Raw genomic sequence first — 25,276 nt, 5'->3', positions numbered from 1 at the left:
AGGCCCCTCCGGGGTTCGTCGGCCAGTGACCGACTCCAAAGCGATCCTGAACCATACCTTCGTATCAAGACGCTGAAATAGCTTACCTTTCCTTGGGCCTGGGGCGAAGGGGCCCGCCGGCCGCGTTAACGCTGCGTCCATCTTCATTCTGCATAGTTTTGCATCAATTTTATACGACCGCGCCACCGGCCGCTCCTGGCCAATTCGGGCCCGAACACATGCAAATCAATCGATCTGGGAATGCTGCCGACCTGGCAGGCCGTTTCACCCTGGCCACCAAGCTCTATGCGATCTTCGCGCTGTTCGCCCTGCTCACCGCGGCGATCGCGATGCTGTCCGACTACAACAGCCGCCGCGGCGCCGAGCTGACCAGTGCGATCGAGACGGCGAATGCGGCCGCGCTGAACGTCGAGCGCGTCAACTCGCTGGTCTATGCGGTCGTGATGGAGTCGCGCGGCGTCTACATGTCGACCGAGCCGGCCGTCGTGAAGAAATACGGCAACGGGCTGCTCAAGTTCAACGAGCAGATCCTCGGCGTGGTGAAGGGCTGGGAAACCATCGTCAAGGCCGACGACGCCGAACAGTTCGCCGCCTTCAAGAAGCGCATCGAGCAGTTCGTCGAGTTCCGCAAGGAGCTGGTCCGCCGCGGCGTCGAGATCAACGCGGCCGCGGGCCGCGAATGGGGCGACAACGACGCCAACCGCTCCGTGCGTTCGGCGCTGAACAAGGATCTCGAGGCGCTCTCCAAGGTCTATGCCGAGCGCGCCAAGCAGATCGCGCGCGAAACCGCGACCAACCGCACGCTGTCGTTCGTGCTGACCTGCCTCGGCGGTGTCGCATTGGCGCTGGTCGTGATCGGCATCATCATCATCGCCCGCTCGATCGCCCGGCCGCTCGCCGCGATCACCGCGACCATCAAGCAGGTCGCCGACGGCGCCGAGAACGTCGTGGTGCCGCATAGCGGTCGCGCCGACGAGATCGGCGCGCTGGCCCGCGCCATCGAAGTGTTCCAGGACGCGATGGGCCGCAACCGCAACCTCGCTTCTCAGGTCTCGCAGGATTCGGCCACACGCGAAGAACGCGCGCGCCACATCGAGCAATCGGTCGAGGCGTTCCGCGAAGCGATCGGCGCGATCATGCGCGGCCTCAGCGACAATGCTTCGGTCATGCGTGAGACCGCGCAGACCATCACGCGCGTCACCTCCGACGCGAACAACCGCGCCGGCACGGCCGCCAACGCCACCGAGCAGGCCTCGCACAACGTTACCGCGGTGGCGGGCGCGGCCGAGGAGTTGTCGGCATCCGTCGAGGAGATCGGCCGCCAGGTGCGGCAGAGCGCCAGCGCGGTCGAGCAGACCGGACAACGCACCGAGAAATCCATTGCCGAGATCGAGAGCCTCGCGGCGGCCACGCAGCGCATCGACGGCGTGCTGACCCTGATCCAGACCATCGCCGAGCAGACCAATCTGCTCGCGCTCAACGCGACCATCGAGGCCGCCCGTGCCGGCGATGCCGGCCGCGGCTTTGCCGTCGTCGCGCACGAGGTGAAGGCGCTGGCCGGACAGACCGCGAAGGCGACCGCCGACATCAGCGAGAATGTCGCGATGATCCAGTCCTCGACCCGCAACGCGGTCGATGCCGTGCGCGAGATCGGCGGCGCGGTGCGCGAGATCAACGAGGTCACCTCGGCGATTGCCGGTGCCGTCGGCCAGCAGGACCAGGCCACGCGCGAGATCTCCTCGAATGCGCAAAGCGCAGCCCAGGGCAACGAGACGCTGGTCGCCAACATCACCTCGCTCCGCGATGCCATCGGCGAGACCGACACGGCGGCGGCATCCGTGCTGACGGCTGCAAGCAGCCTGACCGCGACCGCCGACACGCTGTCGCGCGAGGTCGAAAAATTCTTCGAGGACCTGCGCGCGGACAGTCGCACTGCCAGGGCGGGATGACAGGGCGCGCGCTGCCTGCGACGACGGCAGTCGGCCCGCTCTCGTAAAATCTCGAAAACAACCCCATGCACAGTAGCCGGGCAAGCCCTGTCAAGGGCTTGACCGGCCGCGCGGCAGCTGCTGCTGATTTTACGAAATTCAATTGACGCGTCGGGCAAAACACTGGCATGATATCATCCTGGCGACGCTCCCTTGAGCCTTGCCTCCCCCCGGGGCATGCACTTCCTTGACGGCTCAATGATCAAAACCAATCGCGTGCTGTTTCTCTGCACCGGCAACTACTACCGCAGCCGCTACGCCGAAGAGATTTTCAACCATCGGGCCGAACTCGACGGACTGAGGTGGCACGCCTTCTCGCGCGGCGTCGCCGACAAGCATTTTCCCGAGAACGTCGGACCCATGTCGCCCTACACGCTGGCGGCCTTGAAAGCGAAAGGAATCGCGCCGGGCGGCGCTGCGCGACATCCGGTGATCTGCACTGTCGACGACTTCGCGCAAGCCGAGCTTGTGGTCGCGCTGAAGGACACCGAGCATCGCCCCATGATTGAGCGCCGCTTTGCCGCCATCGCCCATCGTGTCGAATATTGGAACGTGGACGATATCGAGTTCCTCGATCCGACCGCTGCACTGGGCAAGATCGACGACCTCGTCGGGCTGCTGATCGGGAGCCTGCAAAGTCGCGAGCGATAGCGCGACTATTGCGCGGGCATCGGCAACGAAAAGCCCCGGCACGGGGCCGAGGCTTGCGATCCAGTCCGCGTACATCCGGCGAACCAATCGTCGGATGTAAGATTAGCCGCGAATCTTGAACGGATCATGACGGGGGTTCGACGACAAAGTGTCGCGCCGTGCGGAATGCGATCGCGTCACGAAGATGGATCACGCATCATCATCCACCGCGCCTGGACCTGCAATGGCTTGGTCGCAAACGGCCTCAAAGCAGCATCGAGATGATCGCGATCAAGCCGATCGCCGTCAGCACCCAAACCAGCGAATGCAAAGCCCACGGCCGCATCGTTGCACCCCGTACGCATCTCCTGCCGATGACAGGAAACACCCATCCGGGGCGCGCCAGTTGAGATAGATCAATAGCTGAAGACGAGCGCGGAGACGGCAGCCACGGTGAAGGCACCGGCTGCAACGACAATGACGCGTATGACCAACTCTCGGCCCATGCCCAAACTTAACCCATGATAGGGCCAAGGGCCTGTGCAGTTTGTGCCAAAACGATATTTGAGACCTTTGCGGAGGCGGCGGCCTCGAGGCTTTCGCCCGCCGCCAGGACCAAGACCTATTTCGGCAGGCACTCCACGTTGTAGGCAATGATGATCTGACTGGGGTCGGCCTTGCCCAGGCTCTTCAAATCTTCGAGGCCGCTCTTCAGTTTCGTGCCCGCCTCGCTCAGACTAGCCTCGAGCGTCGACTTCGCTGCCTTGCACCGCTCTTCGTTGGAGAATTCCTGAAACACCACGGTCGGCAGCAGCCGCCATTCCGCCCTGTCGTTGGTCGCAGCGGGACTGACCGAATAGGAGAACACGTACATCAGGACCCACATGAGGGGGCTCCGGCGTGATGCCAACGGAATTGCGCGATCGCATCGCGCCATCCCGCGGCATCTCCTCGTTGATCCAGATCAACGAACCTTCAGAGCCGTTTCCGTTAGATTCAATCGGAACGGAGCTCTCGATTCCTGTTTTGACGCGTTTTCTTCACGCGAACCGGTGTCCACTTCGCGGGAAAACGCTCTAGCCAACCGGCCCAGGAGTCCAATCATCGCCGGCCAGCGGCCTGACTGTGACGTCAGGAATCACGCCAAGCTCCATGCCCGGATCGAAGTGACGCATCGTCCGCTCGTTGAGGTCGATGATGCGCCCGGGCCTGAGCGGCCCGACGTCATTGATCTTGACGATGACCTTTTTGCCGACGGCTTCGACCAGCGCAAATTTCGGTTTCGCCCCGAATTGGACCCCGCCAAATTTCCGACGCAAGCTCGTCTTGATCGCGGCTGTCCAGACCGAGGGATCATAACGCTCGCCGGAAGCTGTTTTCGGGCCGCCCTCCTCCTTGCCGGGCTTGAACGGATTATACGTGGATGCTGCGCCAACGATCGCATCGCCACAGGCGGCCTCGACGACGGCGCTTGAATGATCCCCACTTGCTTCACTACGGCCAACAGTCACAGAAACGACAAGCGCAACCAGAGCGCCGCAAAGTGCGGCGCGCGAGCGGAACACCATCATATCTCCTTTGATTTTCGTCCGGTTCCCGATGCCGCAGAACATGGCCAAGCGAACGCGTCAGCGTTTTTGAACTCGTGCCAAACTTTTGCGGATTCGCGCCAAACTCCTGGCTACGGAACCATTGCGAGAACCTGAGCGGTCCCCGCATCGTGTTTTCGTTGTCGCCGTCTAAGACAGGGAATGAGTCAGCAACATGACCCCCGTCGTCGATCCCCGGAGTCCTACGCACTCAGCGGCGCGCGCAATCGCGCAACACCCGTGAAAACCGCACTCGCGGAACTCTGGAAGATGGGCCTATCGTGTCGTGCAACACTCCGATCACTCCACCACGCTGGATCAGATCTTTCCCGACCGCGGCGAGATGCACCTGATCAAGGCTGTCGCTGACACGGATGAAGCGCGCGTGGATATATCTGGCGGTCGATGACGCGGGCGGCCCTGCTCGGCACCACGATCTTGGCGGCCGCGCTCACGTTGCGCGCGGCCTTATTGTCCTCGCGGGTCGATCTTGTCGGCAACTTGCAGCACGAGCGGTCGCGCCCTTGCGATCAAACAGATGGGTCTGGTACCGAGCAGCACAGCAACGGGACATCGGCAAGTTGCAGAATTCACCGAAAATTCCCGCCAAATTAACGATCGAGCCAGAAAGGGGCTGCCTTCGATCCGATGGAAACCTGGATTTCAGCCGCGATGCGACAGGATGTTCCTTCGAAAGGAACAGTCTCTTGCGTCGGCTCGTCAGGTCTCCCTTAACCATCATCGCCGTGCTGCTTGGCTTTACGCTCAGCAGCTTCTGGGCGCTTGTGGCGTGGAAATCGACGGAAGAGAAAGCATCCGCGCTCGCTCAGGCAGGCCAGCAAACGCAAGCCCTGACGCATTCGCTGGCCCAGCACGCATCCAAGAGCTTTGGCGCGGTCGCGCTCGCGCTGTTCGGAGCAAGCCAATACATCGAGCACTCCGACAAATCAGCCCGATCGTCCGCCGAAATCAATGACCTCCTGGCGCAGTACGCCAAGAACATGCCGCAGGTGCGCGAGCTTGGCGTGCTCTCGGCAAATGGCGACTGGATGTATTCGTCGTTCGAAACCGTGCCGACAGTGAACAATTCGGATCGCGAGTACTTCAGGTTTCATCAGGCTCATCCCGAGCAGGCCGGGCCCCGCATCAGCGAACCCGTCATATCGCGCGTGACCGGTCGTCCGACCCTCCTGATGACACGGCGCCTGCCGAACGCCGACGGCTCGTTCGGTGGGGTGGTGTTCGCAGCGATCGATCTGGCCTACTTCCGGTCGTTCTACCAAGGCTTCGAGTCCGACCAGGGGCGCACGGTCACCTTGATGAAGAAAAATGGCAAGGTGCTCGTTCATCGCAGCGATGAACAAGTGGGCAAGGACGTAGGCGGCAGCTCCCTGTTCGCCAGCCGGCTCAAGGAAGCTTCGACAGGTCTTTATTCGATCGTCTCACCATTTGACGGTCGCCACAAACAGTTCGCCTTTGAAATTGTCGCCGAGTTTCCGGTCGTGATCAGCGTTGCAGTCGCTGAAGACAGCATCCTGGCTGAATGGCGCGGAAGCCGGAATTTCGACTTTCTGCTCGGCGGGGTCGTCTCGACGGTCCTTATCGGGCTGGCGGCTCTGCTGATGCGTCAATTCCGCGAACGTTCGAAGATGGCCAGAATGCTGCGCGAACGTGAGCGCGGCTACCGGCTGCTTGCCGAGAACATCGAGGATGTGGTCACCCGGCTCGACCTCAACGGCAGGCGTCTCTACATGTCTCCGTCGATCGAGAAGATGCTGGGCTGGACGCCCGCCGAAGCGCTGCAACACGAGGGATACGAAATCGTCCATCCCGCCCATCGGGAGTTCGTCAAGGACGCGGTCAACCGACTTGGACCGGCGGAGCGGACCGCCATCCGCGAGTATCTCATGCGATCAAAATCCGGCGACTACGTCTGGGTCGAATCGCAATTCAGCCTCATCCAGGAGACCGAAGGTTCTTCGCCGGAAGTCCTCGTCGTCGTCCGGGAGATCACCAAACGCAAGGCGGCCGAAGAGCAACTCGTCGCCGCAAACGCCCGCCTCAAGGACCTCTCCGAAACGGATACGCTGACCGGGATCGCCAACCGGCGAAAGTTCGACGAGATGCTCGAGCGTGAATTCAAGCGCTGCTACCGATCGCAGTCGGAGCTGTCCCTGCTCTTCATCGACATCGACAAGTTCAAGTTGTTCAACGACACTTATGGTCACACGGCTGGCGACGAATGCATCCAGCGCGTCGCCAGCGCACTCAAATCCAACCTGAAGCGGCCGGGCGACCTCGTTGCACGTTATGGCGGCGAGGAGTTCGCCGTGCTGCTTCCGGAAACAGGCGCTCAGAACGCCGAGACGGTCGCGGAGGCGTTGCGCCTTGCGGTCAGCGATATGGCGATCGCCCACCAGGGAAACAGCCACGGCCGGGTGACCATCAGCATCGGCCTTGCGGCGTCGCGATGCGACCACGCCAGCAGTCCCGCGGCAGTCCTCGCAGCGGCCGACGCGGCGCTGTACGTCTCCAAGCAGGATGGACGAAACAAAGTCAGTCTTGCCGCCGAAAACCCTGCCCTGAGACTGGTTCGGCCTGCCTGACAAATCGCTGCCGCGGCGATGAGGTCCGCCCCGAGAAAGCTGCGCGAGCGATGGCCAGTGACTCCGGATCGAAGAACGAGTAGCTTGAAGCGGAAGGCATTCGAAAGCCGGCCGCCAAGGCCCGGGACGGAATGCTTCGGAGGCGTGCCATGGGATAGCGCTGGACAGTGCCCTGAGCAGTGCCAAGCGTGAGCAGACGGTTCGCGTCCAGAACCGCCTGCTGGCTGGACTTGCGCCTGCGTCCTTCGAGCCCCTCCGTCCTTACCTTCAGCCCGTCGCGCTCAAACGCCGCGCAATCCTGCAGGATTATCACCATCCCATCGAGCATATCTACTTCATCGAGCGCGGCGTTGCATCGATGCTGATGCGGACGCAGCGCGACGGTCCGGTCGAGATCGCGATGGTCGGGCGGCTCGGCTTCGTCGGTGTGGCGGCCGTGCTCGGCATACAGCGGTCCGCCAACCGATGCCTGATGCTGGTCCCCGGCTACGCATTGCGCATCGCGGTATCCGACCTGCGAAGGGTCGCGCACCGTTACCCCGACGTCCAGCAACAACTGTCCGGCTACATCCATGCGCTGCTGGTCCAGAATGCCCAGACCACGCTTTGCAGCGCCCGCCACAGCCTCGAAGAACGGCTAAGCCGCTGGTTGCTGCTTGCCGTCGACCGTCTGGATGACCGGGTCATTCCCGTGACGCATGACATGCTGTCGGTCATCCTCGGCGTGCGGCGCGCCAGCATCACGACGGCGCTAGCCGAACTGGAAGAGACCGGTGGACTGGTCAGGCAACGCGGCGGCATCGACGTGTGCAATCACGCGGCGCTCGAGCGTCGAACCTGCGAATGCTATCAGATCATCGCATCGGAATACGGCTACCTGAACCGCAGCGGCTTGCACGAGCATCGCATGTCCGCAGACAACAGCCAGATGCGCAGCTGCCTTAGCTGCTTCTGAGGCGCTCATTCGAACAGCTTTTTTATCATTTGTTATGCCGCCATCGCGCGCGGCCTCGCTCGCTGTCGATCTCTGTACGGCAGCGTACCAAGTGATCGGCTTTAGTCGAACGGCCGATCAGTACCGGAAAGCTATAGTGACGCGGAAAAAGCAAGATCCAGGGCCGAGCTAGCTGATCCCTCATCTGGATGAGCCTTCTCCAACTGGCGACATCCCGAGGAGGATAAGATGAGCACGGTTAGATCCCTGCGCGTCACGCGACGGCGTTTCCTGAAGCAAACCGGTCTCTCCCTTGCTGCCGCTTCGGCGCCGTCCCTGACCGGGCCATTCATCTCCAAAGCTCTTGCCGACACCAAGACGCTGTCCATCGTGCAATGGAGCCACTTCGTTCCGGAATACGACAAGTGGTTCGATCAATTCGCGAAGGACTGGGGCACGAAGAACAACATCAGCGTCACCGTCGATCACATCCCGGTCGGCAACGTCGCCGCGCGTGCGGCTGCAGAAGCCTCGGGCCAATCAGGTCACGACATCTTCGGCTGGAACGGCGCAGGCGGAGCGCACCTCTACCGCAAATTCCTCGTCGACGTGACAAGCCTGGTCGAGGCGACCGAGAAGAAATACGGCAAGGTCAGCACGATCGGCCGGCAGATCGGCTACAACCAGGACAACCAGACCTGGTCGGCATTCCCCGATTTCTACATCAACTTTCCCGCCATGTACCGGAAGAGCATGTGGGATGAAATCGGGATGAAGCCGGACACGTGGGACGATGTTCGTATCGGCGGCGCCAAGCTGAAAGCCAAGGGACATCCGGTCGGCATCTCGCTCGGGCACAGCAACGACCCAAACACGACCTGGCGCGGCCTGCTGTGGAGCTTTGGCGGTGCGCTTCAAGACGCCGAAGGCAAAAACGTCGTGCTCAACAGCAAGGAGACGGTCGAAGCCGTCAAGTTCGTCACCGCGCTTTACAAGGAGGCGATGACGTCGGAAGTGTTGTCGTGGGACGACTCCAGCAATAACCGCTATCTTGTCTCGGGCATCGGGTCGATGATCGTCAACCCGATCTCGGCCTACCGGACCTTCCAGAAGGCAAACAAGAAAGGCGCCGACGACACGTTCGTGATGGCTCCGCCGAAGGGACCGGTGCGCCAGATCATGGGCGGCGCTTCCGAGTTCTATGGCATCTGGAAGTTCGCCAAGAACCAGGAAGGCGCGATCGAATTCCTCAAATACTACGCCGATCATTGGCCGGAGGCGTTCAAGGCGAGCGAAGGCTACAACAATCCCTGTTTTGCCAATCTCGTGCCGAAGCCGATGCCGATTCTTTCGAACGATCCGACCTCGACGCCATCAGACAAACTGGCAGCACTGCAGGATTCCGAGCAGTGGTCGGCCTCTCCGGGATATCCCGGGCCATCCTGGCCCGCCGTCGACGAGGTCTACAACAACTTCATCATCTGCGACATGATGTCGAAGGCCGCGACGGGCCAGTTGTCCGCCGAGGACTCGGTCAAATGGGCGCATCAGCAATCCGAGGCAATCTTCACGAAGTGGCACGGCAAAACCTGATTCCGTGCCCATGCGTCAATTCCGGGAGGTTCGATGTCAGCAGTCTTGACCAGGGACATCGTCAAGAAATTCGGCGAGGTCCCCGCCGTCAACGGCATTTCGCTCAACGTGCCGGACGGCGAATTCATGGTGCTGCTCGGCCCCTCGGGTTGCGGCAAGACGACGTTTCTGCGCATCATCTGCGGCCTGGAACAACAGACGAGCGGCGACCTGATGATCGGCGGCAACGTCGTCAACGACATCCCGCCTCGCGCCCGCGGCGTTGCGATGATGTTCCAGAGCTATGGGCTCTATCCGCACTACACGGTACGCAACAACATTGCCTTTCCGTTGCGCACGCAGCGCATGCCCCGCGAGGAGATCCATAAGAAGGTCGAGTGGGCCTCGCAGCTGCTTGGCATCGGTCATCTTCTCGACCGGCGGCCGCGTCAGCTCTCCGGTGGCGAGCGCCAGCGTGTGGCGCTCGCGCGCGCGCTCGTCCGCGAGCCGACGGCACTTCTGCTCGACGAACCGCTGTCCAATCTCGATGCCAAGCTACGCACCTCGGCGCGGCAGGAAATCAGGAACTTTCAACAGCGCGTTCGTCTCACCACCATCTACGTGACTCATGACCAGGTCGAAGCGATGGGCATGGGCGACCGTATCGCGGTCATCGACCATGGACGGATTCGGCAGGTGGGGACGCCAACCGAGATCTACGAGGATCCTGCCGACCTGTTCGTCGCGACCTTTGTCGGCGCGCCGCCGATGAATATCGTTACCCGCAACGGCGGCGGTTATCTTGGATTCCGGCCGGAGAACTTCCTGCCGAGAGAGATGATCGAAGACGGCGCCGCGACCGAATTTTCGTTTCGCGTCGACCGGTCCGAATATCTCGGGTCCGAGCGCATCGTCTATGGCGTGATGGACGGCTTCGATTCGAAGCAGCCGATCACGGCGAAGTTGCCGCCGGCCCACGTGGCGGAGGGGAGCATCCGCCCCGGTGAATGGCACCGGTTCGCGGTGAAGAACAGCGCGCTGCGCCATTTCGGCACCAGCGGCGATCGCCGCGCGAGCCATTGAGCCGGAGGGTCATCGATGGCCGTCATCGCGGAACCTGTTGCCAAGCCGGTTTCACGCTTTCACTTCATCCTCGACCGCCGCGGGGTGTTCGAAGCGATCCTGGTCGCGCCGGCGATCATCTATGTCCTGCTTCTGGTCGGTTTGCCGCTCCTGCTCGCGGTCTACTATTCACTCAGCGCCTACACGATCTACAATCCGACCTGGAAGTTTGTCGGTCTGGCCAACTTCGAGCAGATTCTGCAAGACCCGACTTTCTTCGACACCCTGCGCAACACCTTCGTCTTCACATTCGGCTCGCAACTGCTCGGCCTCGTGCTCGGGAAATTCGGCGCCTTCCTGCTGTTGCGGCCTTTCCCCGGCCGCAAGATCGTGCGCGCGCTTATCATCCTGCCCTTTGCGGTACCGGTCGCGCTCGCCACGATCGCCTGGCAATGGATGTTCGATTCGCTCTACAGCGTGATCAACTGGACCCTGATCGCAGCCGGCATCCTCACGCGCGAAGACGCACCGAACTGGCTCGGCAATCCCTACCTCGCGATGCTGTGCATCGTCGTCATCAATGCCTGGCGCTTCTTCCCGTTCGCCATCGTGATCTTCCTCGCCGGCATCACGGCGGTCCCGCAGGACGTGATCGACGCCGCGACGGTCGATGGTGCGGGCTTCTGGCGCCGCAACTACCAGATCATCTTGCCGATGATCCTGCCGATCGTGGCCATCGGCCTGATCTTCGGCATCGTTTTCACGTTCACCGATCTCTCTATCGTCTTCTTGCTGACCATGGGCGGCCCCGGCGGCGCGACCTCGGTGCTCGGCTTTGCCGGTTTCCAGACCGGCATCGTGTCCGGCGACGTCGCGCATGGCGCCGCCATCTCGCTGTTCATGCTGCCGGTTCTCCTTGTCGTGGTGATTTTCATGCTGCGCTTCATTCGTCGCCGGGAGATCTGACATGTCCCGCCCCGTTGCCCGCTCGTTCCGCGAGGCGGCCTTCTTTCTCGGCGTCGCAATCTTCGTCATCCTGTCCGCGTTTCCGTTCTATTGGATGGTGATCACGGCGTTCAAACAGAACAGCGACCTCTACAACATCGCCAACACCCCGTTCTGGTTCAATGAGTCGCCGACGCTCGAACACATCAAGTATCTGTTCGAGGAGACCCTGTTCGCGCGCTGGCTGTTGAACTCCCTGATCATCGGCATCTGTGTTACCGCCATCACGCTGGTCACCGCGGTGCCGGCGGGCTACAGCCTGGCGCGCATGACCAGCCGCAGGGGCGAGGCTTTGGGCATCTTCATCTTCCTGACCTACCTGGTGCCCCCGACCCTGCTGTTCCTGCCGTTGTCCCGGATCATCGCCGAACTCGGACTGCAGAACTCGATGTGGTCGCTGGTGCTGGTCTATCCGACCTTCACGATCCCGTTCTGCTCCTGGCTGCTGATGGGATTCTTCAAGGCACTCCCGGTCGAGATCGAGGAAGCGGCGATCGTCGATGGCTGCAGTCTGTTCGGCGCCTTCATCAAGATGGCGGTACCGCTGTCGATCCCGGCGATCCTGACGGTGGTGATCTTCACGTTTACCCTGACCCTGCAGGAGTTCGTCTACGCGCTGACATTCGTCTCGTCGTCCGACCAGAAGCCGATCACGCTGGGTGTGTCGACCGACCTGATCCGCGGCGACGTATTCTTCTGGGGCGAGATCATGGCCGGCGCCCTGATCGCCGCCGTCCCCGTGGCTATAGCCTACAATCTCTTCCTCGACCGCTTCATCGCCGGCATCACCGGCGGCGCCGTCAAGTAGCGCCTTACCCCATCACACCGCCACGCTTGATCAGCTCCTTGCCGACGGCGGCGAGATGCACCTGGTCCGGGCCGTCACCGATGCGGATGAAGCGGGCGTAGACATAGGCGCGCGCGAGGAACGTATCCTGCGAGACGCCGGCGGCGCCGTGGATCTGGATGGCGCGGTCTATCACGCGCGCGGCCATGCTCGGCACCACGATCTTGGCGGCCGCGATGAGGTCGCGTGCGGCCTTGTTGCCTTCGCGGTCCATCTTGTCGGCAGCCTGCAACGTGAGCAGCCGCGCCTGCGCGATCTCGCAGAAGGAGTGGGCGATGTCCTCGCGCACCGAGCCCTGCTCGGCGAGCGGCTTGCCGAAGGCTGTGCGTGCCACCGAACGCTGGCACATCAATTCCAGCGCGCGCTGGGCGCAGCCGATCAGCCGCATGCAATGATGGATGCGGCCGGGACCGAGCCGCCCCTGCGCGATCTCGAAGCCGCGGCCTTCGCCGAGCAGCATGTTCTCGGCGGGGACGCGGACATTCTCGTAGACGATCTCGGGATGGCCGACCGGCGCGTCGTCATAGCCGTAAGTGAGCATATCCCTGATGATGCGGACGCCGGGTGTGTTTTTCGGCACCAGGATCATCGATTGCTGGCGATGACGATCAGGGTCATCGGGCGCGGTCTTGCCCATCACGATCAGGATCTCGCAATCCTCGTTCATCGCGCCCGATGTGAACCACTTTCGCCCGTTGATGACGTAGTCGTCTCCGTCGCGCTTGATCGCGCACTGGATGTTGGTGGCGTCGCTGGAGGCGACCTGCGGCTCGGTCATCGAGAAGCCGGAGCGGATGCGGCCCTCCAGCAGCGGCGTCAGCCAGCGTTCCTGCTGCGCTTTCGTGCCGTAATTGGCGAGCACCTCCATGTTGCCGACATCGGGGGCGGAGCAATTGAAAACCTCAGGCGCCCAGAGGATTCGGCCCATGATCTCCTTCACCGGCGCATATTCGAGATTGGTGAGGCTTGAATTGGGAAGATCGGGACCGTGCTCGCCTGACAGGAACAGGTTCCAGAGCCCCTGCTCCCGCGCCAGCCGCTTCAGATCCTGCAGCACAGGCGGCGTCCTGTAGCGCACGGCTTCCGGCTTCACCTGCTCGTAATAGAGCTCCTCGACCGGCTCGACATGCGTCCGCATGAATTGGCGCACGCGCTCCTGCAGCTCCAGCGAACGGGCGGAGTGTTGAAAGTCCATGCTGGTCTCCTGCTTCCTTCTCCCCTTACGGAAGAAGGTGGCGCGAAGCTGGTCTTGCGTCGAGTTGCTGATGGTTCAGCCGCGTCGCTTCAACGCAAGGCCCAGGCTAACCCAGCCGGCGCCCGCCATGATCAGATCGATGCCGAGGAACAGGCCGAGGATGTAGACGCTGTTCACCGGCCAGCGTGCCACGATCAGGAGGCCGAGCAGCAGCGTGATCGCGCCCGACAGCGCCACCCACACCCATGGACTCTCGCGCTTCATGCTGAAAGCGAGAAACAGCCTGACGGCGCCTGAGGCGATCAGCGATGCACCCAGGAACAGCGTCAGCAACACCGCCGCGAACAGCGGATTGTCGAAGGTGAGGATGCCGGCGATGACATAGAGCACCCCGAGCAGTGCCCAGATCAGGAACTTGCCCCAGCTTTTCATCTGGAACGCGCCGATGATCTCGGCGACACCGGCGACGATCATCATCGCGCCGACCACGATGACGCTGGCCACCGTCGCCATGACGACGCTGCCGAGCGCGACGAAGCCGGCGATGAGGTAGACGGCACCCAAGGCAACGATCCAGCCCCATTTGGCATGCAGCGCGGCGATGCCGGTGCCAAGGCCGAGATGGGGAGACGTATCCGAAGCAGACGACATGACGCACCTCCTGCATGTGATGCCCCGGAGCACATCTCAGGATAGCACGGTGCCGGGACCGCAGCCAGCAGATCAGCCGGGGCGGCCGCCGGCGTTGACACAGATCAAGCGCGCGACTGCTCCATCTCGAGCTCGGCCTTGAGATTGTCGAGGTCGCGATAGATCGAGGCGACCGCGAGGACGCGGCCATCCTTGCGGTACTTCAGCAGGCAGTCCTTGTCCTTGATGCTGCCGTCGATGACGATGTCGTCAAAGCTCTCGGCGTGGCCGACATAGTTGATCGGCACGTCGTAATGCTGGCTCCAGAAGAACGGCACGGCGTCGAAACGCTCGCGCCTGCCCATCATGTTGCGGGCCGCGGTCTGGCCCTGCCGCTCCGCGACCACCCAATGCTCGACGCGGATGGTCTGCCGCGAATACGGATCGGGCCAGCGCGCGATATCGCCGGCCGCGAAAATGCCGGACACGCTGGTTTCGAGGAATTCGCTGACGCTGACGCCGCGGTCGGCCGCCAGCCCCGCCTGCTCCGCGAGCGCGAGGCGCGGCTTGACGCCGATACCGACCACGACGAGGTCAGCCTCGATCACGGCACCGCTCTTCAGCGTGGCGCGGAAGCCGTCGAGCCTCTCGACGGCTTCCTCGAGGTGGAAGTTGACGCCGTTCTCCTCGTGCAGCGCGCGTACGAAGTCGCCCATCTCGGGGCCGAGCACCTTCTGCATCGGCCGCTCCTCGGGCGCGACCACGTGGACCTCGATCTTGCGCGCACGCAGGGAGGCCGCGACCTCGAGCCCAATGAAGCTGGCGCCGATCACCAGTGCCCGCTTGGCGCTGCCCGCCGCCCTGATGATGGCACGGCTGTCGGCCACCGAGCGCAATGTGTGCACATGCGGCTGATCTGCCCCCGGGATCTGCAGCTTAACCGGCTCTGCGCCGGTGGCGAGCAGCAGGCGATCGAACGGCAGCTTGTCGCCATTGCCGAGCGTCACGCTCCGCGTCTTCGGATCGATCGCCGCGACGTTGGAATTGAGCCGCAGATCGATGCCGGCGTCCCGATAATAGTCCTCGCCCCGCAGCGGCAGCCAATCCTCCGGCGCATTGCCGGCAAGATAGTCCTTGGAGAGATTGGGCCGGTCGACCGGCATCGCGCCGTCATTGCTGAGCATGGTGATGGCACCGGCAAAGCCCTCGCGGCGAAGCGTCTCGGCGGCCGCGAAGCCGGCCGCACCGCCGCCGACGATGACGAATTTTTCCGGTGTCGGCGCGTTGCGATGGGCCATCGACGGCTCCGGTGCCTCGCGCTTGCGTGCAACGACGATCCTGTCGCGATCGCACGCGACGTCCCAGACCGCCAGCGCGTTCAGCGCCGGCGGCCGGGTGGCTTCTCCTGTGCGCAAGGCGAAGCAGGCGTGATGCCAGGGGCAGCGGATGGTGTCACCGACCACGAGGCCCTCGGCGAGCGGGCCGTGGTAGTGGCTGCAAAGCGGCTCGATCGCAAAGATCTCGCTGCCGGCCTGCACCAGCAGGACGTCCTCCTCGCCGACGTGACCGAGCAATTTGCCGTCCTTGAACGCGGTGAGCGCCACGCCCTTGGTCAGGTCGGGGCCGCTCGGCTTCTTGTCCTCGGTCATGGCGTTGCCTCCTTGCGGGTCAGTCGTCCGAATTGGCCAGTCCCAGCAGCTCCTGGCGGGTCAGTGCATTGTCGCGAAACACGCCGAGCATGCGGCTGGTGACGAGATCGGTCCCGGGCTTGTGCGCGCCGCGCGTGGTCATACAGTGATGCGTCGCCTTGATGATGACGCCGACGCCTTCGGGCTTGAGCACGTCGTTGATGGTGTTGGCAATCTGCGCGGTCATCTTCTCCTGGATCTGGAGACGTTTTGCGTAGATGTCGACCAGACGCGCGAGCTTGGAGATGCCGACGACGCGCCCTTGCGGGATATAGGCGACCCAGGCGCGACCGACGATCGGCGCCATGTGGTGCTCACAATGGCTTTCGAAGCGAACGCCGCGCAACACGATCATCTCGTCGTAGCCTTCGATCTCCTCAAAGGTCTTTTGCAGGATCTCGGTCGGGTCTTGCGCGTAGCCGGAGAAATATTCCTCGAAAGCGCGTGCGACCCGATCCGGCGTGTCGCGCAAACCGTCCCGCGCCGGATCATCGCCGGCCCAGCGGATCATGGTCCGGATCGCCTGCTCGACCTCTGTCCTGTCAGGCCGTCCGCTCGGCGCCTGTGCGACCGCGACACGTTCCAGCCTGCGCGCTTGTGAACTCATCGAAAACCTCCCCTGCAACGAGCCGCATACAGAAGCGGCCCCACAGCTTGGACGGCTGCGGTTGGAAAAGGTTCCCAAGATCAGGAAAAATCGGAATCAGCGCCGTTTCAGCCCGCTTTCCGCACGTCGAGCATCGCCTGCGCCCATTCGGCCGGCCGCTCCTGCGGCAGATTGTGACCGGCCCCGCCAAACACGCGCCGCTCGAAATAGCCCTCGAACTTGCGCGCGTGATGGGCAGTGCCGGGGTTGACGCCGTCGCTGTCGCCGTCGATCGCGATCGTGGGAACGCGGACCGGCGGCTGCGCGGCGAGCTTCGCCTCGATCGCCGCATAGGCGGGATCGCCCTCGACCAGTGCGTAGCGGTGGCGATAGGAATGGATCACGACGTCGACGAAATCAGGATTGTCGAACGACACCGCGCTCTTCTCGAACGTGGCGTCGTCGAATTGCCATGTCGGCGACCACATCGTCCAGAGCTGGCGGGCAAATCCGCTGCGGTTGCGCTCCAGCGCGCGGCGGCCGCGCTCGTTGTGGAAGAGATATTGATACCACAGCGCCGCCTCCTCTGGCGGCGAGGCCGGCTCCATGGACCGCGCGATGTTCTGGATGTTGTAGGAATTGCCGGAGACGAGACCGACGACGCGTTCGGGGTGCAGCACCGAGACCACGCAGGCCGCGCGGCCGCCCCAATCATAGCCGCCGACGACGGCGCGCCCGATCCTGAGTGCGTCCATGAAAGCGATCAGATCGGCGCCCAGCGCCGCCTGCTCGCCGGAGCGCAGCGTTGTCGCGGAGCGAAACCGCGTCGGCCCGTAGCCGCGCAGCCACGGCACCAGCACCCGCGCGCCCGCTTGCGCCAGGATCGGCGCGGTCTCGGCATAGGCGTTCACGTCGTAGGGAAAGCCGTGGCCCATGATGCACGGCCAACCGTCCGGCGCACCATAATCGAGATAGGCGATGTCGAGGATGTCGGTCGTGATGGATTTGTGTTGCATGCGACCTTTCCCGGCGAGGCGGACGGCGCAGCTTAATCCCTTCAGGCCGATCCGCTCAAGGCGTCAGGCGGCTTCGACCTCGCGCGCTTCGGCCTCAGGCCGCCGTGACGCCCCCGCGTCGTCGATCATACGGTTCACGATCTCGACGGGCATCGGCTTGCCGAACAGATAGCCCTGCACGCTGCTGCAGCCTTCCTCGCGCAGGAAGTCGAGATGGCGCGTGGTCTCGACGCCCTCGGCCAGCACGGGAATGTTGAGACTACGGCCGAGCAGCAGCGTTGCCTTGACGATTGCGGCTGCGTGCACGCTGGTCTCGACTGCCTGGATGAAGCTCTTGTCGACCTTGATCTTGTCGAATGGAAACGCCTGCAGGGTCGACAGCGAGGAATAGCCGGTGCCGAAATCGTCCATGGCAACGGTGACGCCGATCGCCTTCAGCGCCAGCACGACCTGGAGCGCATGCTGGCGGTCGGCGATGATGCCGCTCTCGGTCAGCTCGATCTCGAGCCGCGACGGCGCCAATCCCGTGTCCTTCAGAATCTCGGCCACGCGTCGCGGCAGATCGTGGTTGAGCTGCATTGGCGCGACGTTCACCGCGACCTTGAACGGCAAGCGCCATTGCACGGCGGTCGTGCAGGCTGTCCGTATCACCCAGTCGCCGATCTCGATGATCAGCCCGGTCTCTTCCGCGATCGGAATGAAGGCGTCGGGCGGAATGCGTCCCTTCTGGGGATGATTCCAGCGGATCAACGCTTCGAAGCCGACGATGCCGCCGGTGTTGGTGTCGTTCTGCACCTGGTAGTGCAGCTCGAGTTCGTTGCCTGCGAGCGCGCGCTTGAGATCGATCGCGAGCTCGGCGCGGACGCGGCTGGCCTCGTCCATCGACGGCTCATAGGTGCAGATCTTGCCGCGACCGAGGCTCTTGGCGCGGTACATCGCGAGATCAGCACGTTGGGTCAGGCAGTCGGCCGCCTGGCCATGCTCGGGAAACAGCGCGACGCCGATGCTGCAGCCGACCGCAAGGGTCTGATGCTGCCACTCGACGGGCTCAAGCACGACCTTGCGCAGGCGCTCGGCGAATTTGACGGCCTCGCCGCGGGCGAAAACGTTGCTCTTCACGGCCACGAATTCGTCGCCGCCGATCCGCGCCAGAAATTCGTCAGCCTGCAATTGGGCCGAGATGCGCTGCGCCACCTGCCGCAGCAAATGATCGCCCCCGACGTGGCCATGGACGTCGTTGATGTCCTTGAAGCGGTCGAGGTCGATGGCCAGCACGACGACGCGCGCGGTATCGTCGCCGCGCCCGGCCAGCAGATCCTGCAGTTGCTGAGCCAACCCGTTGCGGTTCGGAAGGCCGGTCAATGGATCGTGCATCGCCTGGTGCTTGTAGCTTTCGGTGGCCTCATTGGCCGCCTGCAGGTCGATCGCATAGGCCGACGCCGCCATAGCCATCATCAGGGTGACACCGACGATGACGCTGGTGATCATGAAGCTATCCGACAGCGCCTGCGGCGGTACTGCCATGTCGAGCACCGGATAGACCGTCACCGCGGCCATGCCGGCGAAATGCAGCGACACGATCGCCAGGATCATCGAGAGCGCGCCGCCATATTTGCAGAAGCGCGTGATCGGCCTCGCGATGCGGTTGGCGGCCACCGCGCCGAAGCCGGCAGCGAACACGATGGAGAGTGCGACGAGCGGATAATTCCAGCCGAGCACGCCTGGAATTTCGAATGCCGCCATGCCGGCGTAGTGCATGCCCGCGATGCCGAGGCCGAAGATCGCGCCGCCGCCTTCGATCGCGGGTCCGAGCCGGGTGCGCGTGGTAATGAAGAAGCCGACCCAGGCGAAAATCACGGTGACCATCAGCGAGGCGAACGTCAGTCCCGGTTCGAACGCGCGCGCAACCGGCGCGTTATAGCCGAGCATCCCCGCAAAATGCGTGGTCCACACCGTGCCGCCGGCGACCAGGCCGGACAGGAACAGCAGATTGAAGCGCCGCGCGCCCGTATTGCGCCTGACGCGTGCAAGCAACCGCATGGACAAGAGCGACCCCAGCACGCAGACCAGCGCCGCGACCGCGACGTAACGCAGGTCGTGCTGGCTGGGCAGACAGGTCAGAGCTTGCCACATACGAATTCTTTCTCCCGGACAGCAGATACGAGGCAGGATCGCGATTGGATCAGGACGCGTTCAAACAGAGTTAGTGTTGTCTGAACGGGCCCTCCCCCAATCAAAACGACGCAATGAACCAGCCATGCCGCGCCTTAAGCGCCGGTATCGACGGGGAAAATCTGCCAGGCTTAGTGCTCTACACGATGAAAAAACGGTTCGTGACCGCCGCAGCTTTCCCGCGAGCGGGAACCTTGGTTGCGGGATACCGCCGCTTGTCGTGGCAGCGCCGGGCCCCTAAAACGAGGAACGCGTGGTGTGATCCGGATGGCCCCGTCCGTCGTTATGGATGGGACATGTCAACCGAGGCTCCATGACGACCGGTCTTCGTGCTGTGAGCGGACCTCTGTGGCGCAGCAACCCTGCGGCGGCTCCCCGGTGGAATCGGCCTCGAAGATTTTCAGGCGAAAGGCCCAAGGCGACCGTGGAATGGGCTGACTTGATCGGACGCGTTGCGGCCCATGGCGATCGGGACGCGTTCAAGCTGTTGTTTGAGCATTTCGCTCCGCGCGTGAAGGGATTCCTGGTCAAGACCGGGATGAACGCCGACGCCGCGGAGGAGATCGCGCAGAATACGCTGCTGACGGTATGGCGGAAGGCGGCGCAATTCGACCCGGCGTCCGCAGGTGCGGCGGCATGGATCTTCACCATCGCGCGCAATCTGCGCATCGATTCCGCGAGGCAGGCGGCGCGGCGAGCCAGGGCCGCGGTGAGCGCAGAACGGGATGGGACGCCCGAGGTCGCGGACTCGCCGGAAACCATCATGTCCCGGCGCGATGATGTCTCGCGCGTGGAGGCAGCGCTGCTGCGACTGTCCGAGGAGCAATCCACGGTGATCCGGATGTCGTTTATCGAGGAGCGGCCGCACGGCGAGATCGCCGAGCGGCTCGGACTTCCGCTCGGGACGGTGAAGTCTCGCATCAGGCTTGCCGTGGGCCGGCTAAGGGATTTCTTGGACGATTGACATGACCATCAACCACCATCCCCCTGAAGATCTGTTGGCCGATTTTGCCGCCGGCCGGCTTGACGAGGCCGATCGTCTCGTTGTCGGCGTCCATGCCGCGCAATGCCCGCGCTGCCGGCGTTTCATCGCCGCGATCGAGCAGCTTGCCGGGGCCGCGCTCGAACAAGCCGCTCCGGTTACCATGGCGGACGATGCGTTCGCGACGATCATGGCTGCGATCGATGAACCGGAGGCGGCGCCGGTACCGGCTTTGTCGCGCCCGGTGCCGCTCCTCGACGACGACCTTCCCGAAATCCTGCTGCGTTGCCGGTTCGGCAAGAGCCGGCGCGTGGCGCCGGGCGTCAAGATGCAGCCGATCGTCCTGCCCGGCGCGGGCCAGTCGCGCGCGTTCCTGCTGTGGTCGGCACCCGGCACGCGGATGCTGGAGCATTCGCACACCGGCACCGAGCTGACCCTCGTACTCAAAGGCAGCTTCAGCCATCAGGGCGGCGATTTCAGGCCGGGCGATTTCGATTTCGGCGATGGCGAGGTCGATCATCAGCCGATCGTCGGCAACGACATGCCGTGCCTGTGCCTTGTCGCCATGAGCGGGGATTTGCAGATGCGCGGCTGGCTCGGTCGTTTGATCTCGCCCTTCGTGCGGCTTTGAGCGCCCTCATGTGATCCAGTCGCGCCGCCTGATCGTTCTCTTCGCAAGTGACGCTGGAGGACGAGGGAATGAGCTGCGGCAGACTGACGGCCCGGGACCCGACGATCGAACGTTTGAGCCATCTCCTCGCCCGGGTCGGACGCGGTGATCAGCGCGCCTTCGCCGAGCTGGTTGCCGCGACGCGCAACAAGCTGCGCAAGACGGCCCGCCCGATCGCGCCTGTCAACGCCGACCTCGATGACCTGCTCCAGGACACCTATGTGAAGATCTGGAAGCACGCGGCGCGCTTCGATCCCGCCCGATCGTCACCGATCACCTGGATGTGCGCCATCATGCGCCACACTGCGATCGACGCGGTGCGGCTCAAGCAGATGCCGCTGGCGGATTTCGACGAAGCGCTGTTAGTCCCCGAAATCTCCGAGCCCGAAGACGCGTTCGACTACGACCTCGTTCAGCCGATCGCGGCCCGCGCCATCCAGCGGCTTCCCGATCAACGGCGACAATTGCTCTCGCGGGCCTATCTCGATGGCGAAAGCCGCTCGATGCTGGCGCAGCGCTTCGGGGTGCCGGTTGGCACGATCAAGACCTGGCTGCGACGAAGCCTCGACTCCGTTCGGCGCGATTGCGTCGAAGGCGCGACCAGCGGTGCAGTCGCGCAGACCGGCTGAGCAACTCTATTTCTGCGGTCCGGACAGCGAGATGTCGCGCTCGGCGCGGAAGACGTTGCTGTAGAGATTGGCGATCCACTGACGGCCGATCTCGGTCTTGTTGAGATAGCCGATCTCCGTCTGGATATGCGGTGCGACGCTGTTCCAGTAGAATTGCGGATAGCGGTTCACGATATCGGCGGGCGAGTCGTAGCCGAGTTGGCGGTTCATGCCGACCTCCTCGAACTCGTAATAGAGCGCGTTGGCCTTGCGCAGATAGTTGGGATCACCGAGCTGCCCGATGAAGTCGGCGGCGCGCAGGATCGAGGCTTCGTCGTCATATTCCTGGCCCTGGCGGGCGGGGAAACGCGTGCCTTCGATGGCGCGGACGACGCGCTCGGAGTCCACGCCGCGGATCGGCGGCAGCCGGCGCCGCACGAAGAGCTGCGACCGGTCAACGTGATACATCATCAGACTGGCATCCGACGCGCCGCGCGGCAGCGACACCTTGGTCCCGGCCTCGTCGATGATGAAACCGTCTTCGTCATCCTCCGGAAACAGCCCGCGGACATAGCCAATGTCATGCGCGAGGCAGGCGATCAGAACATGGATGTAGTCATCGGCATCGATGTGCGCATGGAGATTGCGGCCCAGCATGATCGCCTGGGCCGCCAGCGTCACCAGCATCGTATGCTCGATATTGTGATAGAGCGCGTCGCTGTTGCCGATGCATTCCATCGCGGTGCGCGTCGAGGCCTCAACGACCCTGGCATAGGTCTCGTCGTACCTGCGGCGCATGAACGAGCCCAGCAACTTCTCCAGGGATTCAGCGGCCAGTCGCGGTAACGTCATCATGGATGCAGCCCCGTCTGTCGGTGGTGTCCCACGGTAACTCCCGACGCCTCATTTTCGTATTTTTTCGTATTTTCGTCCTCGACGCAGGTCCAGCATAGCCCAATCTGGGGCGACTGGCCAAATCCCGGAACAAAAATACGTAAATATGATCCTGCCCCGCCGCGCAGCATCGCGGTTGCGGCCGCGGTCCGATGCATCCACGGCAGGCCGTGCGCGGGTTTCGCCGGCCGGGCCAATGGCCGACCGTTCATCTTGCGAGGAGGGACGTGCGAGAGGCGGCCGCCGCGGCCGGGTCAGGCCTGCACCGCGCTGTGGGAGGTCGCGTCAATTCCCCCGCGCGATCCGCGCGAGCATCCCGTCGAACGCGACCTTGATCCTGCCGATGTACGGATCCTTGTAGGGAAATTCCGGATTCTGGTCGTGTACCAGCATGGAGGCGTTGACCTCGAACACGACGAGCCGGCCGTCGGGATCGAGCCCGCAATCGATGCCGAAATAGTCGAGACCGATGCGATCGCGAATGACTCGCAACGCCTGATAATGGGCTGCGCCGAACACCTCTCCGGGCACGCGCAGGAAGCGCTCCTCCTCGTCCTGCATCCAGGCGTGATGCGCCATGTCGGTGGCATCGCGATGCAGCTTCCAGTCGTCTCCGATAGCGAGATGATAGGGCAGGATGTCCTCGCCGATGAACAAGAACCGGTATTTCCGGAAGAAGCCGTCGGCGGAGCGGTAGTCGATAAAGTCGATGACGTAGCGGTCATGCTCTGCATGCGCCGCGAGGAAGGCCGTCAGCGCCGCGGCATCGTCGAACTTCTCGAAGACGTCGCCGCCATGCATGCCGGCCTGGCGCGCCAGCGACGGAAAGACGAGATCGAGGCCATCAGGAAGTCCCTCACCGGCCGCGACGCGGACCGTGCGCGGCACCCGGCAGCCCTCGACGTCGGCGAGTGCCAGCGCCGTGGCATCGCGCGTGGTGTTCTGGATTTTTCCGGGATCATTGATGACGGGCTTGCCGAGGCTTTGCGCAACGGCCATCGCGAGCGGAAGCACCTCCGTTGCCTGATCGGCATCGGAGACGAGATTGACGACGATATCAGCCTCGCTCGCCAGCAGCGCGACGTCCGGCTGGCTGTCCGGCAGCAGCGACAGGATGCTGGTATGGTAGGCGCAATCCCTGAAGAGAAACTCGACCGGTGTGTTGCCGACGAAAGGCGCAAACAGGGCCAGCGCCCGAAACGCGGGTGGAGATGTGGTCGCGGGCCTGCGCAGGATCGGATGTGCTTGTGCGGCGTGGACATAGGCAGCCCGTGCCGCCTCCAGCTCGCCGCGGGCCTGGCGGATCGCGCCGACCCAGTAGAAATTCTCGGCCTGTCCGGGCGCGAGCGCCACGGCCCGCTCGAACTGCGCCACCGCCTCTTCCGTTTCGCCAAGCTCGAAGCAGACCTTGCCGAGCTGGCCGCGCAGCTCCGCGTCCTCGGGCGTTTCCTCCAGCAATTCGAGCAACAGCGTCCGCGCGATCGCAAACTGCCGCGTTGCCACCAGCGCCTGCACCAGATTCGTGCGCGAGGGCCGATGGCCCGGATTGCGCCGGAGCGCCTCCAGATAAAGCGAAATCGCATCCTGCGCCCGGCCGCTGCGCTGGTGAACGATGCCGAGATTGCACCAGCAGGCGACAAGATGCGGCGCAATGCGCAGGGCCGCCTTGTAATTTTCGGCCGCGGAACCGATGTCGTCGCAAAGCATGAAGGCGTTGGCGAGCGCTGCGTGCAGATCGGCGGCACCATCGACCGCGACGCCGATCGACACCGTGGCCGCAAGCGCGAGCCCAGCCTGAAACACTGCGATCGCGGGCCTGATCTCGCCGCGCCGGTAATGCTCGCGACCCGCGCGCAGCAAATTGGCGATGCATGGGGTACCGGCCGCAGGCAGCGCAAGCGCCATCGATGAAGACGTCATGTGGTCTCCGGAGGTGACGCCGTGAAGGTGACACCGTGCAGATTGATCGCCGGCGCGATCCCGTAATGATTGCCGCCGAAGGCGCGCATGCGGCGCCACAGCTCGTCCCGGGAAATATCCAGTGGAATATCGCAGGCCTGCCTGTAGCCGCGGCGCGTATTGGTGCGGCCGCTCCAGGACACAGCGCAGCGCGCGGTCAGCGAGGTCTCGCGCGCCAGAGGCTCGGCCCACACCTCGAACAATTGCAGCAGATGGGCATAGGCGAGCTCGCCGAGCTCCATGAGGCTGCAGGCTTGCGGAATCGGGAACGAAACGACGTCGAGGATCGCACCGGAATCGACCCGTTCCGCCATGGCGTGAAAGGTCACGCCGAAGCTGTCTGCGCGGTCATAGAGCGCGAAATGAGCCGGCGCCCAGCCCGGATAGTTCGGCGGACCCGGATGAAAATTATACGCGCCGTGGCCGAAGCGCGCGAGCAGATCCGCCGGCACGATGACGCCGGAGGCGAAGGCGACCAGCCGGGCGTTGCGGAGAGAAGCGGGCCCGAGCTTGCGAAGCTCCTCGATATCAGCCGCCGGCCAGATCGCCAGATCCGGTCTGAAGCTTCGCAGGATCCGCGACAGCGCCACCTGTTCGGCGGTCTCCGTCAGCAATGCAAGTCCCTCGACCATCGGCTCGGCTT

The 25,276-nt window shown here is 63.5% G+C and carries 23 protein-coding genes and 1 pseudogene; 12 read left to right on the top strand and 12 right to left on the bottom strand.

What is annotated here, in order from left to right:
• The first annotated feature begins 218 nt into the window (after positions 1–218).
• The 3 genes from JQ631_RS03470 (at position 219) to JQ631_RS32455 (ending at position 3,028) form a co-directional block, all read left to right on the top strand.
• Complete coding sequence (locus JQ631_RS03470) at positions 219–1,949, top strand: methyl-accepting chemotaxis protein (RefSeq protein ID WP_212324055.1); 1,731 nt, start codon at positions 219–221, stop codon at positions 1,947–1,949.
• 237 nt (positions 1,950–2,186) lie between these two features.
• Entirely contained in the window at positions 2,187–2,639 is a 453-nt protein-coding gene (locus JQ631_RS03465; protein WP_212324053.1) for an arsenate-mycothiol transferase ArsC, read from the top strand.
• Between the two features lie 260 nt (positions 2,640–2,899).
• Positions 2,900–3,028 (top strand): hypothetical protein, encoded by a 129-nt coding sequence (locus JQ631_RS32455; RefSeq protein ID WP_283841749.1) that lies wholly within the window; start codon positions 2,900–2,902, stop codon positions 3,026–3,028.
• A 212-nt stretch (positions 3,029–3,240) separates the two neighbouring features.
• On the opposite strand, the gene JQ631_RS03460 is transcribed toward JQ631_RS32455, so the two are convergent.
• From JQ631_RS03460 to JQ631_RS32610, 3 genes and pseudogenes are all read right to left on the bottom strand, one after another.
• Complete coding sequence (locus JQ631_RS03460; protein WP_212324051.1) at positions 3,241–3,504, bottom strand: hypothetical protein; 264 nt, start codon at positions 3,502–3,504, stop codon at positions 3,241–3,243.
• Positions 3,505–3,694: 190 nt separating this feature from the next.
• Complete coding sequence (locus tag JQ631_RS03455) at positions 3,695–4,189, bottom strand: septal ring lytic transglycosylase RlpA family protein (RefSeq protein ID WP_212328472.1); 495 nt, start codon at positions 4,187–4,189, stop codon at positions 3,695–3,697.
• Positions 4,190–4,505: 316 nt separating this feature from the next.
• Positions 4,506–4,744: pseudogene (locus tag JQ631_RS32610) on the bottom strand (acyl-CoA dehydrogenase family protein); the annotation flags it as partial.
• Positions 4,745–4,914: 170 nt separating this feature from the next.
• Here JQ631_RS32610 and JQ631_RS03450 point away from each other — a divergent pair.
• The 6 genes from JQ631_RS03450 (at position 4,915) to JQ631_RS03425 (ending at position 12,194) form a co-directional block, all read left to right on the top strand.
• The gene (locus tag JQ631_RS03450) at positions 4,915–6,813 is read left to right on the top strand and encodes a diguanylate cyclase (protein ID WP_212324049.1); all 1,899 of its coding nucleotides are present in this window, start codon (positions 4,915–4,917) and stop codon (positions 6,811–6,813) included.
• 358 nt (positions 6,814–7,171) lie between these two features.
• Positions 7,172–7,768 (top strand): Crp/Fnr family transcriptional regulator, encoded by a 597-nt coding sequence (locus tag JQ631_RS03445; RefSeq protein WP_212324047.1) that lies wholly within the window; start codon positions 7,172–7,174, stop codon positions 7,766–7,768.
• 228 nt (positions 7,769–7,996) lie between these two features.
• Positions 7,997–9,340: an ABC transporter substrate-binding protein gene (locus JQ631_RS03440; RefSeq protein WP_212324045.1), complete on the top strand. Its 1,344-nt coding sequence runs from the start codon at positions 7,997–7,999 to the stop codon at positions 9,338–9,340.
• A 33-nt stretch (positions 9,341–9,373) separates the two neighbouring features.
• Positions 9,374–10,402, top strand: a complete 1,029-nt coding sequence (locus JQ631_RS03435; RefSeq protein ID WP_212324043.1) for an ABC transporter ATP-binding protein — start codon at positions 9,374–9,376, stop codon at positions 10,400–10,402.
• A gap of 15 nt (positions 10,403–10,417) precedes the next feature.
• Positions 10,418–11,347 (top strand): carbohydrate ABC transporter permease, encoded by a 930-nt coding sequence (locus JQ631_RS03430; RefSeq protein WP_212324041.1) that lies wholly within the window; start codon positions 10,418–10,420, stop codon positions 11,345–11,347.
• Between the two features lies 1 nt (position 11,348).
• On the top strand, positions 11,349–12,194 hold the full coding sequence (locus JQ631_RS03425; RefSeq protein ID WP_212324039.1) for a carbohydrate ABC transporter permease: 846 nt from the start codon (positions 11,349–11,351) through the stop codon (positions 12,192–12,194).
• A 4-nt stretch (positions 12,195–12,198) separates the two neighbouring features.
• Here JQ631_RS03425 and JQ631_RS03420 read toward each other — a convergent pair whose 3' ends face one another.
• From JQ631_RS03420 to JQ631_RS03395, 6 genes are all read right to left on the bottom strand, one after another.
• Positions 12,199–13,428: an acyl-CoA dehydrogenase family protein gene (locus JQ631_RS03420; protein WP_212324037.1), complete on the bottom strand. Its 1,230-nt coding sequence runs from the start codon at positions 13,426–13,428 to the stop codon at positions 12,199–12,201.
• Positions 13,429–13,503: 75 nt separating this feature from the next.
• Complete coding sequence (locus tag JQ631_RS03415) at positions 13,504–14,079, bottom strand: HdeD family acid-resistance protein (protein WP_212324035.1); 576 nt, start codon at positions 14,077–14,079, stop codon at positions 13,504–13,506.
• A 104-nt stretch (positions 14,080–14,183) separates the two neighbouring features.
• Entirely contained in the window at positions 14,184–15,707 is a 1,524-nt protein-coding gene (locus JQ631_RS03410) for an FAD-dependent oxidoreductase (RefSeq protein ID WP_212324033.1), read from the bottom strand.
• A 19-nt stretch (positions 15,708–15,726) separates the two neighbouring features.
• Entirely contained in the window at positions 15,727–16,353 is a 627-nt protein-coding gene (folE, locus tag JQ631_RS03405) for a GTP cyclohydrolase I FolE (protein WP_212324031.1), read from the bottom strand.
• Positions 16,354–16,460: 107 nt separating this feature from the next.
• Positions 16,461–17,348: an alpha/beta fold hydrolase gene (locus tag JQ631_RS03400; RefSeq protein ID WP_212324029.1), complete on the bottom strand. Its 888-nt coding sequence runs from the start codon at positions 17,346–17,348 to the stop codon at positions 16,461–16,463.
• Positions 17,349–17,411: 63 nt separating this feature from the next.
• Positions 17,412–19,481: a putative bifunctional diguanylate cyclase/phosphodiesterase gene (locus JQ631_RS03395; protein WP_212324027.1), complete on the bottom strand. Its 2,070-nt coding sequence runs from the start codon at positions 19,479–19,481 to the stop codon at positions 17,412–17,414.
• A gap of 463 nt (positions 19,482–19,944) precedes the next feature.
• On the opposite strand from JQ631_RS03395, the gene JQ631_RS03390 reads away from it, so the two are divergent.
• The 3 genes from JQ631_RS03390 to JQ631_RS03380 all read left to right on the top strand — a co-directional run bounded on the left by JQ631_RS03390 (position 19,945) and on the right by JQ631_RS03380 (position 21,801).
• Positions 19,945–20,484, top strand: coding sequence for a sigma-70 family RNA polymerase sigma factor (locus JQ631_RS03390; RefSeq protein WP_212328471.1), 540 nt, complete (start codon positions 19,945–19,947; stop codon positions 20,482–20,484).
• Between the two features lies 1 nt (position 20,485).
• A complete protein-coding gene (locus JQ631_RS03385; RefSeq protein WP_212324025.1) occupies positions 20,486–21,133 on the top strand; it encodes a ChrR family anti-sigma-E factor in 648 nt (215 codons plus the stop codon).
• Positions 21,134–21,201: 68 nt separating this feature from the next.
• Positions 21,202–21,801 (top strand): RNA polymerase sigma factor, encoded by a 600-nt coding sequence (locus JQ631_RS03380; RefSeq protein WP_212324023.1) that lies wholly within the window; start codon positions 21,202–21,204, stop codon positions 21,799–21,801.
• Between the two features lie 6 nt (positions 21,802–21,807).
• Here the strand turns inward: JQ631_RS03380 and JQ631_RS03375 are convergent, their stop codons facing one another.
• From JQ631_RS03375 to JQ631_RS03365, 3 genes are all read right to left on the bottom strand, one after another.
• The gene (locus JQ631_RS03375; protein ID WP_212324021.1) at positions 21,808–22,635 is read right to left on the bottom strand and encodes an HD domain-containing protein; all 828 of its coding nucleotides are present in this window, start codon (positions 22,633–22,635) and stop codon (positions 21,808–21,810) included.
• Between the two features lie 324 nt (positions 22,636–22,959).
• The gene (locus tag JQ631_RS03370; RefSeq protein ID WP_212324019.1) at positions 22,960–24,594 is read right to left on the bottom strand and encodes a tetratricopeptide repeat protein; all 1,635 of its coding nucleotides are present in this window, start codon (positions 24,592–24,594) and stop codon (positions 22,960–22,962) included.
• Positions 24,591–25,265: a formyltransferase family protein gene (locus JQ631_RS03365; RefSeq protein WP_212324017.1), complete on the bottom strand. Its 675-nt coding sequence runs from the start codon at positions 25,263–25,265 to the stop codon at positions 24,591–24,593. The genes JQ631_RS03370 and JQ631_RS03365 overlap by 4 nt, the downstream gene beginning before the upstream one ends.
• Between the last annotated feature and the right edge of the window lie 11 nt (positions 25,266–25,276).

Source organism: Bradyrhizobium manausense, assembly GCF_018131105.1.
Classification (GTDB): Bacteria; Pseudomonadota; Alphaproteobacteria; order Rhizobiales; family Xanthobacteraceae; genus Bradyrhizobium; species Bradyrhizobium manausense_B.
The sequence above is the reverse complement of the archived record's forward strand: the minus strand, read 5'-3'. Positions and strand labels throughout refer to the sequence as shown.

What these genes read in the sequence shown, in the direction of transcription:
- JQ631_RS03470 (WP_212324055.1), top strand. Translation starts at nt 219, where the DNA reads ATGCAAATCAATCGATCTGGGAATGCTGCCGACCTGGCAGGCCGTTTC.
- JQ631_RS03465 (WP_212324053.1), top strand. Translation starts at nt 2,187, where the DNA reads ATGATCAAAACCAATCGCGTGCTGTTTCTCTGCACCGGCAACTACTAC.
- JQ631_RS32455 (WP_283841749.1), top strand. Translation starts at nt 2,900, where the DNA reads ATGATCGCGATCAAGCCGATCGCCGTCAGCACCCAAACCAGCGAATGC.
- JQ631_RS03460 (WP_212324051.1), bottom strand. Translation starts at nt 3,504, where the DNA reads ATGTGGGTCCTGATGTACGTGTTCTCCTATTCGGTCAGTCCCGCTGCG.
- JQ631_RS03455 (WP_212328472.1), bottom strand. Translation starts at nt 4,189, where the DNA reads ATGATGGTGTTCCGCTCGCGCGCCGCACTTTGCGGCGCTCTGGTTGCG.
- JQ631_RS03445 (WP_212324047.1), top strand. Translation starts at nt 7,172, where the DNA reads ATGCTGATGCGGACGCAGCGCGACGGTCCGGTCGAGATCGCGATGGTC.
- JQ631_RS03440 (WP_212324045.1), top strand. Translation starts at nt 7,997, where the DNA reads ATGAGCACGGTTAGATCCCTGCGCGTCACGCGACGGCGTTTCCTGAAG.
- JQ631_RS03435 (WP_212324043.1), top strand. Translation starts at nt 9,374, where the DNA reads ATGTCAGCAGTCTTGACCAGGGACATCGTCAAGAAATTCGGCGAGGTC.
- JQ631_RS03430 (WP_212324041.1), top strand. Translation starts at nt 10,418, where the DNA reads ATGGCCGTCATCGCGGAACCTGTTGCCAAGCCGGTTTCACGCTTTCAC.
- JQ631_RS03425 (WP_212324039.1), top strand. Translation starts at nt 11,349, where the DNA reads ATGTCCCGCCCCGTTGCCCGCTCGTTCCGCGAGGCGGCCTTCTTTCTC.
- JQ631_RS03420 (WP_212324037.1), bottom strand. Translation starts at nt 13,428, where the DNA reads ATGGACTTTCAACACTCCGCCCGTTCGCTGGAGCTGCAGGAGCGCGTG.
- JQ631_RS03415 (WP_212324035.1), bottom strand. Translation starts at nt 14,079, where the DNA reads ATGTCGTCTGCTTCGGATACGTCTCCCCATCTCGGCCTTGGCACCGGC.
- JQ631_RS03410 (WP_212324033.1), bottom strand. Translation starts at nt 15,707, where the DNA reads ATGACCGAGGACAAGAAGCCGAGCGGCCCCGACCTGACCAAGGGCGTG.
- folE (WP_212324031.1), bottom strand. Translation starts at nt 16,353, where the DNA reads ATGAGTTCACAAGCGCGCAGGCTGGAACGTGTCGCGGTCGCACAGGCG.
- JQ631_RS03400 (WP_212324029.1), bottom strand. Translation starts at nt 17,348, where the DNA reads ATGCAACACAAATCCATCACGACCGACATCCTCGACATCGCCTATCTC.
- JQ631_RS03395 (WP_212324027.1), bottom strand. Translation starts at nt 19,481, where the DNA reads ATGTGGCAAGCTCTGACCTGTCTGCCCAGCCAGCACGACCTGCGTTAC.
- JQ631_RS03385 (WP_212324025.1), top strand. Translation starts at nt 20,486, where the DNA reads ATGACCATCAACCACCATCCCCCTGAAGATCTGTTGGCCGATTTTGCC.
- JQ631_RS03380 (WP_212324023.1), top strand. Translation starts at nt 21,202, where the DNA reads ATGAGCTGCGGCAGACTGACGGCCCGGGACCCGACGATCGAACGTTTG.
- JQ631_RS03375 (WP_212324021.1), bottom strand. Translation starts at nt 22,635, where the DNA reads ATGATGACGTTACCGCGACTGGCCGCTGAATCCCTGGAGAAGTTGCTG.
- JQ631_RS03370 (WP_212324019.1), bottom strand. Translation starts at nt 24,594, where the DNA reads ATGACGTCTTCATCGATGGCGCTTGCGCTGCCTGCGGCCGGTACCCCA.
- JQ631_RS03365 (WP_212324017.1), bottom strand. Translation starts at nt 25,265, where the DNA reads ATGGTCGAGGGACTTGCATTGCTGACGGAGACCGCCGAACAGGTGGCG.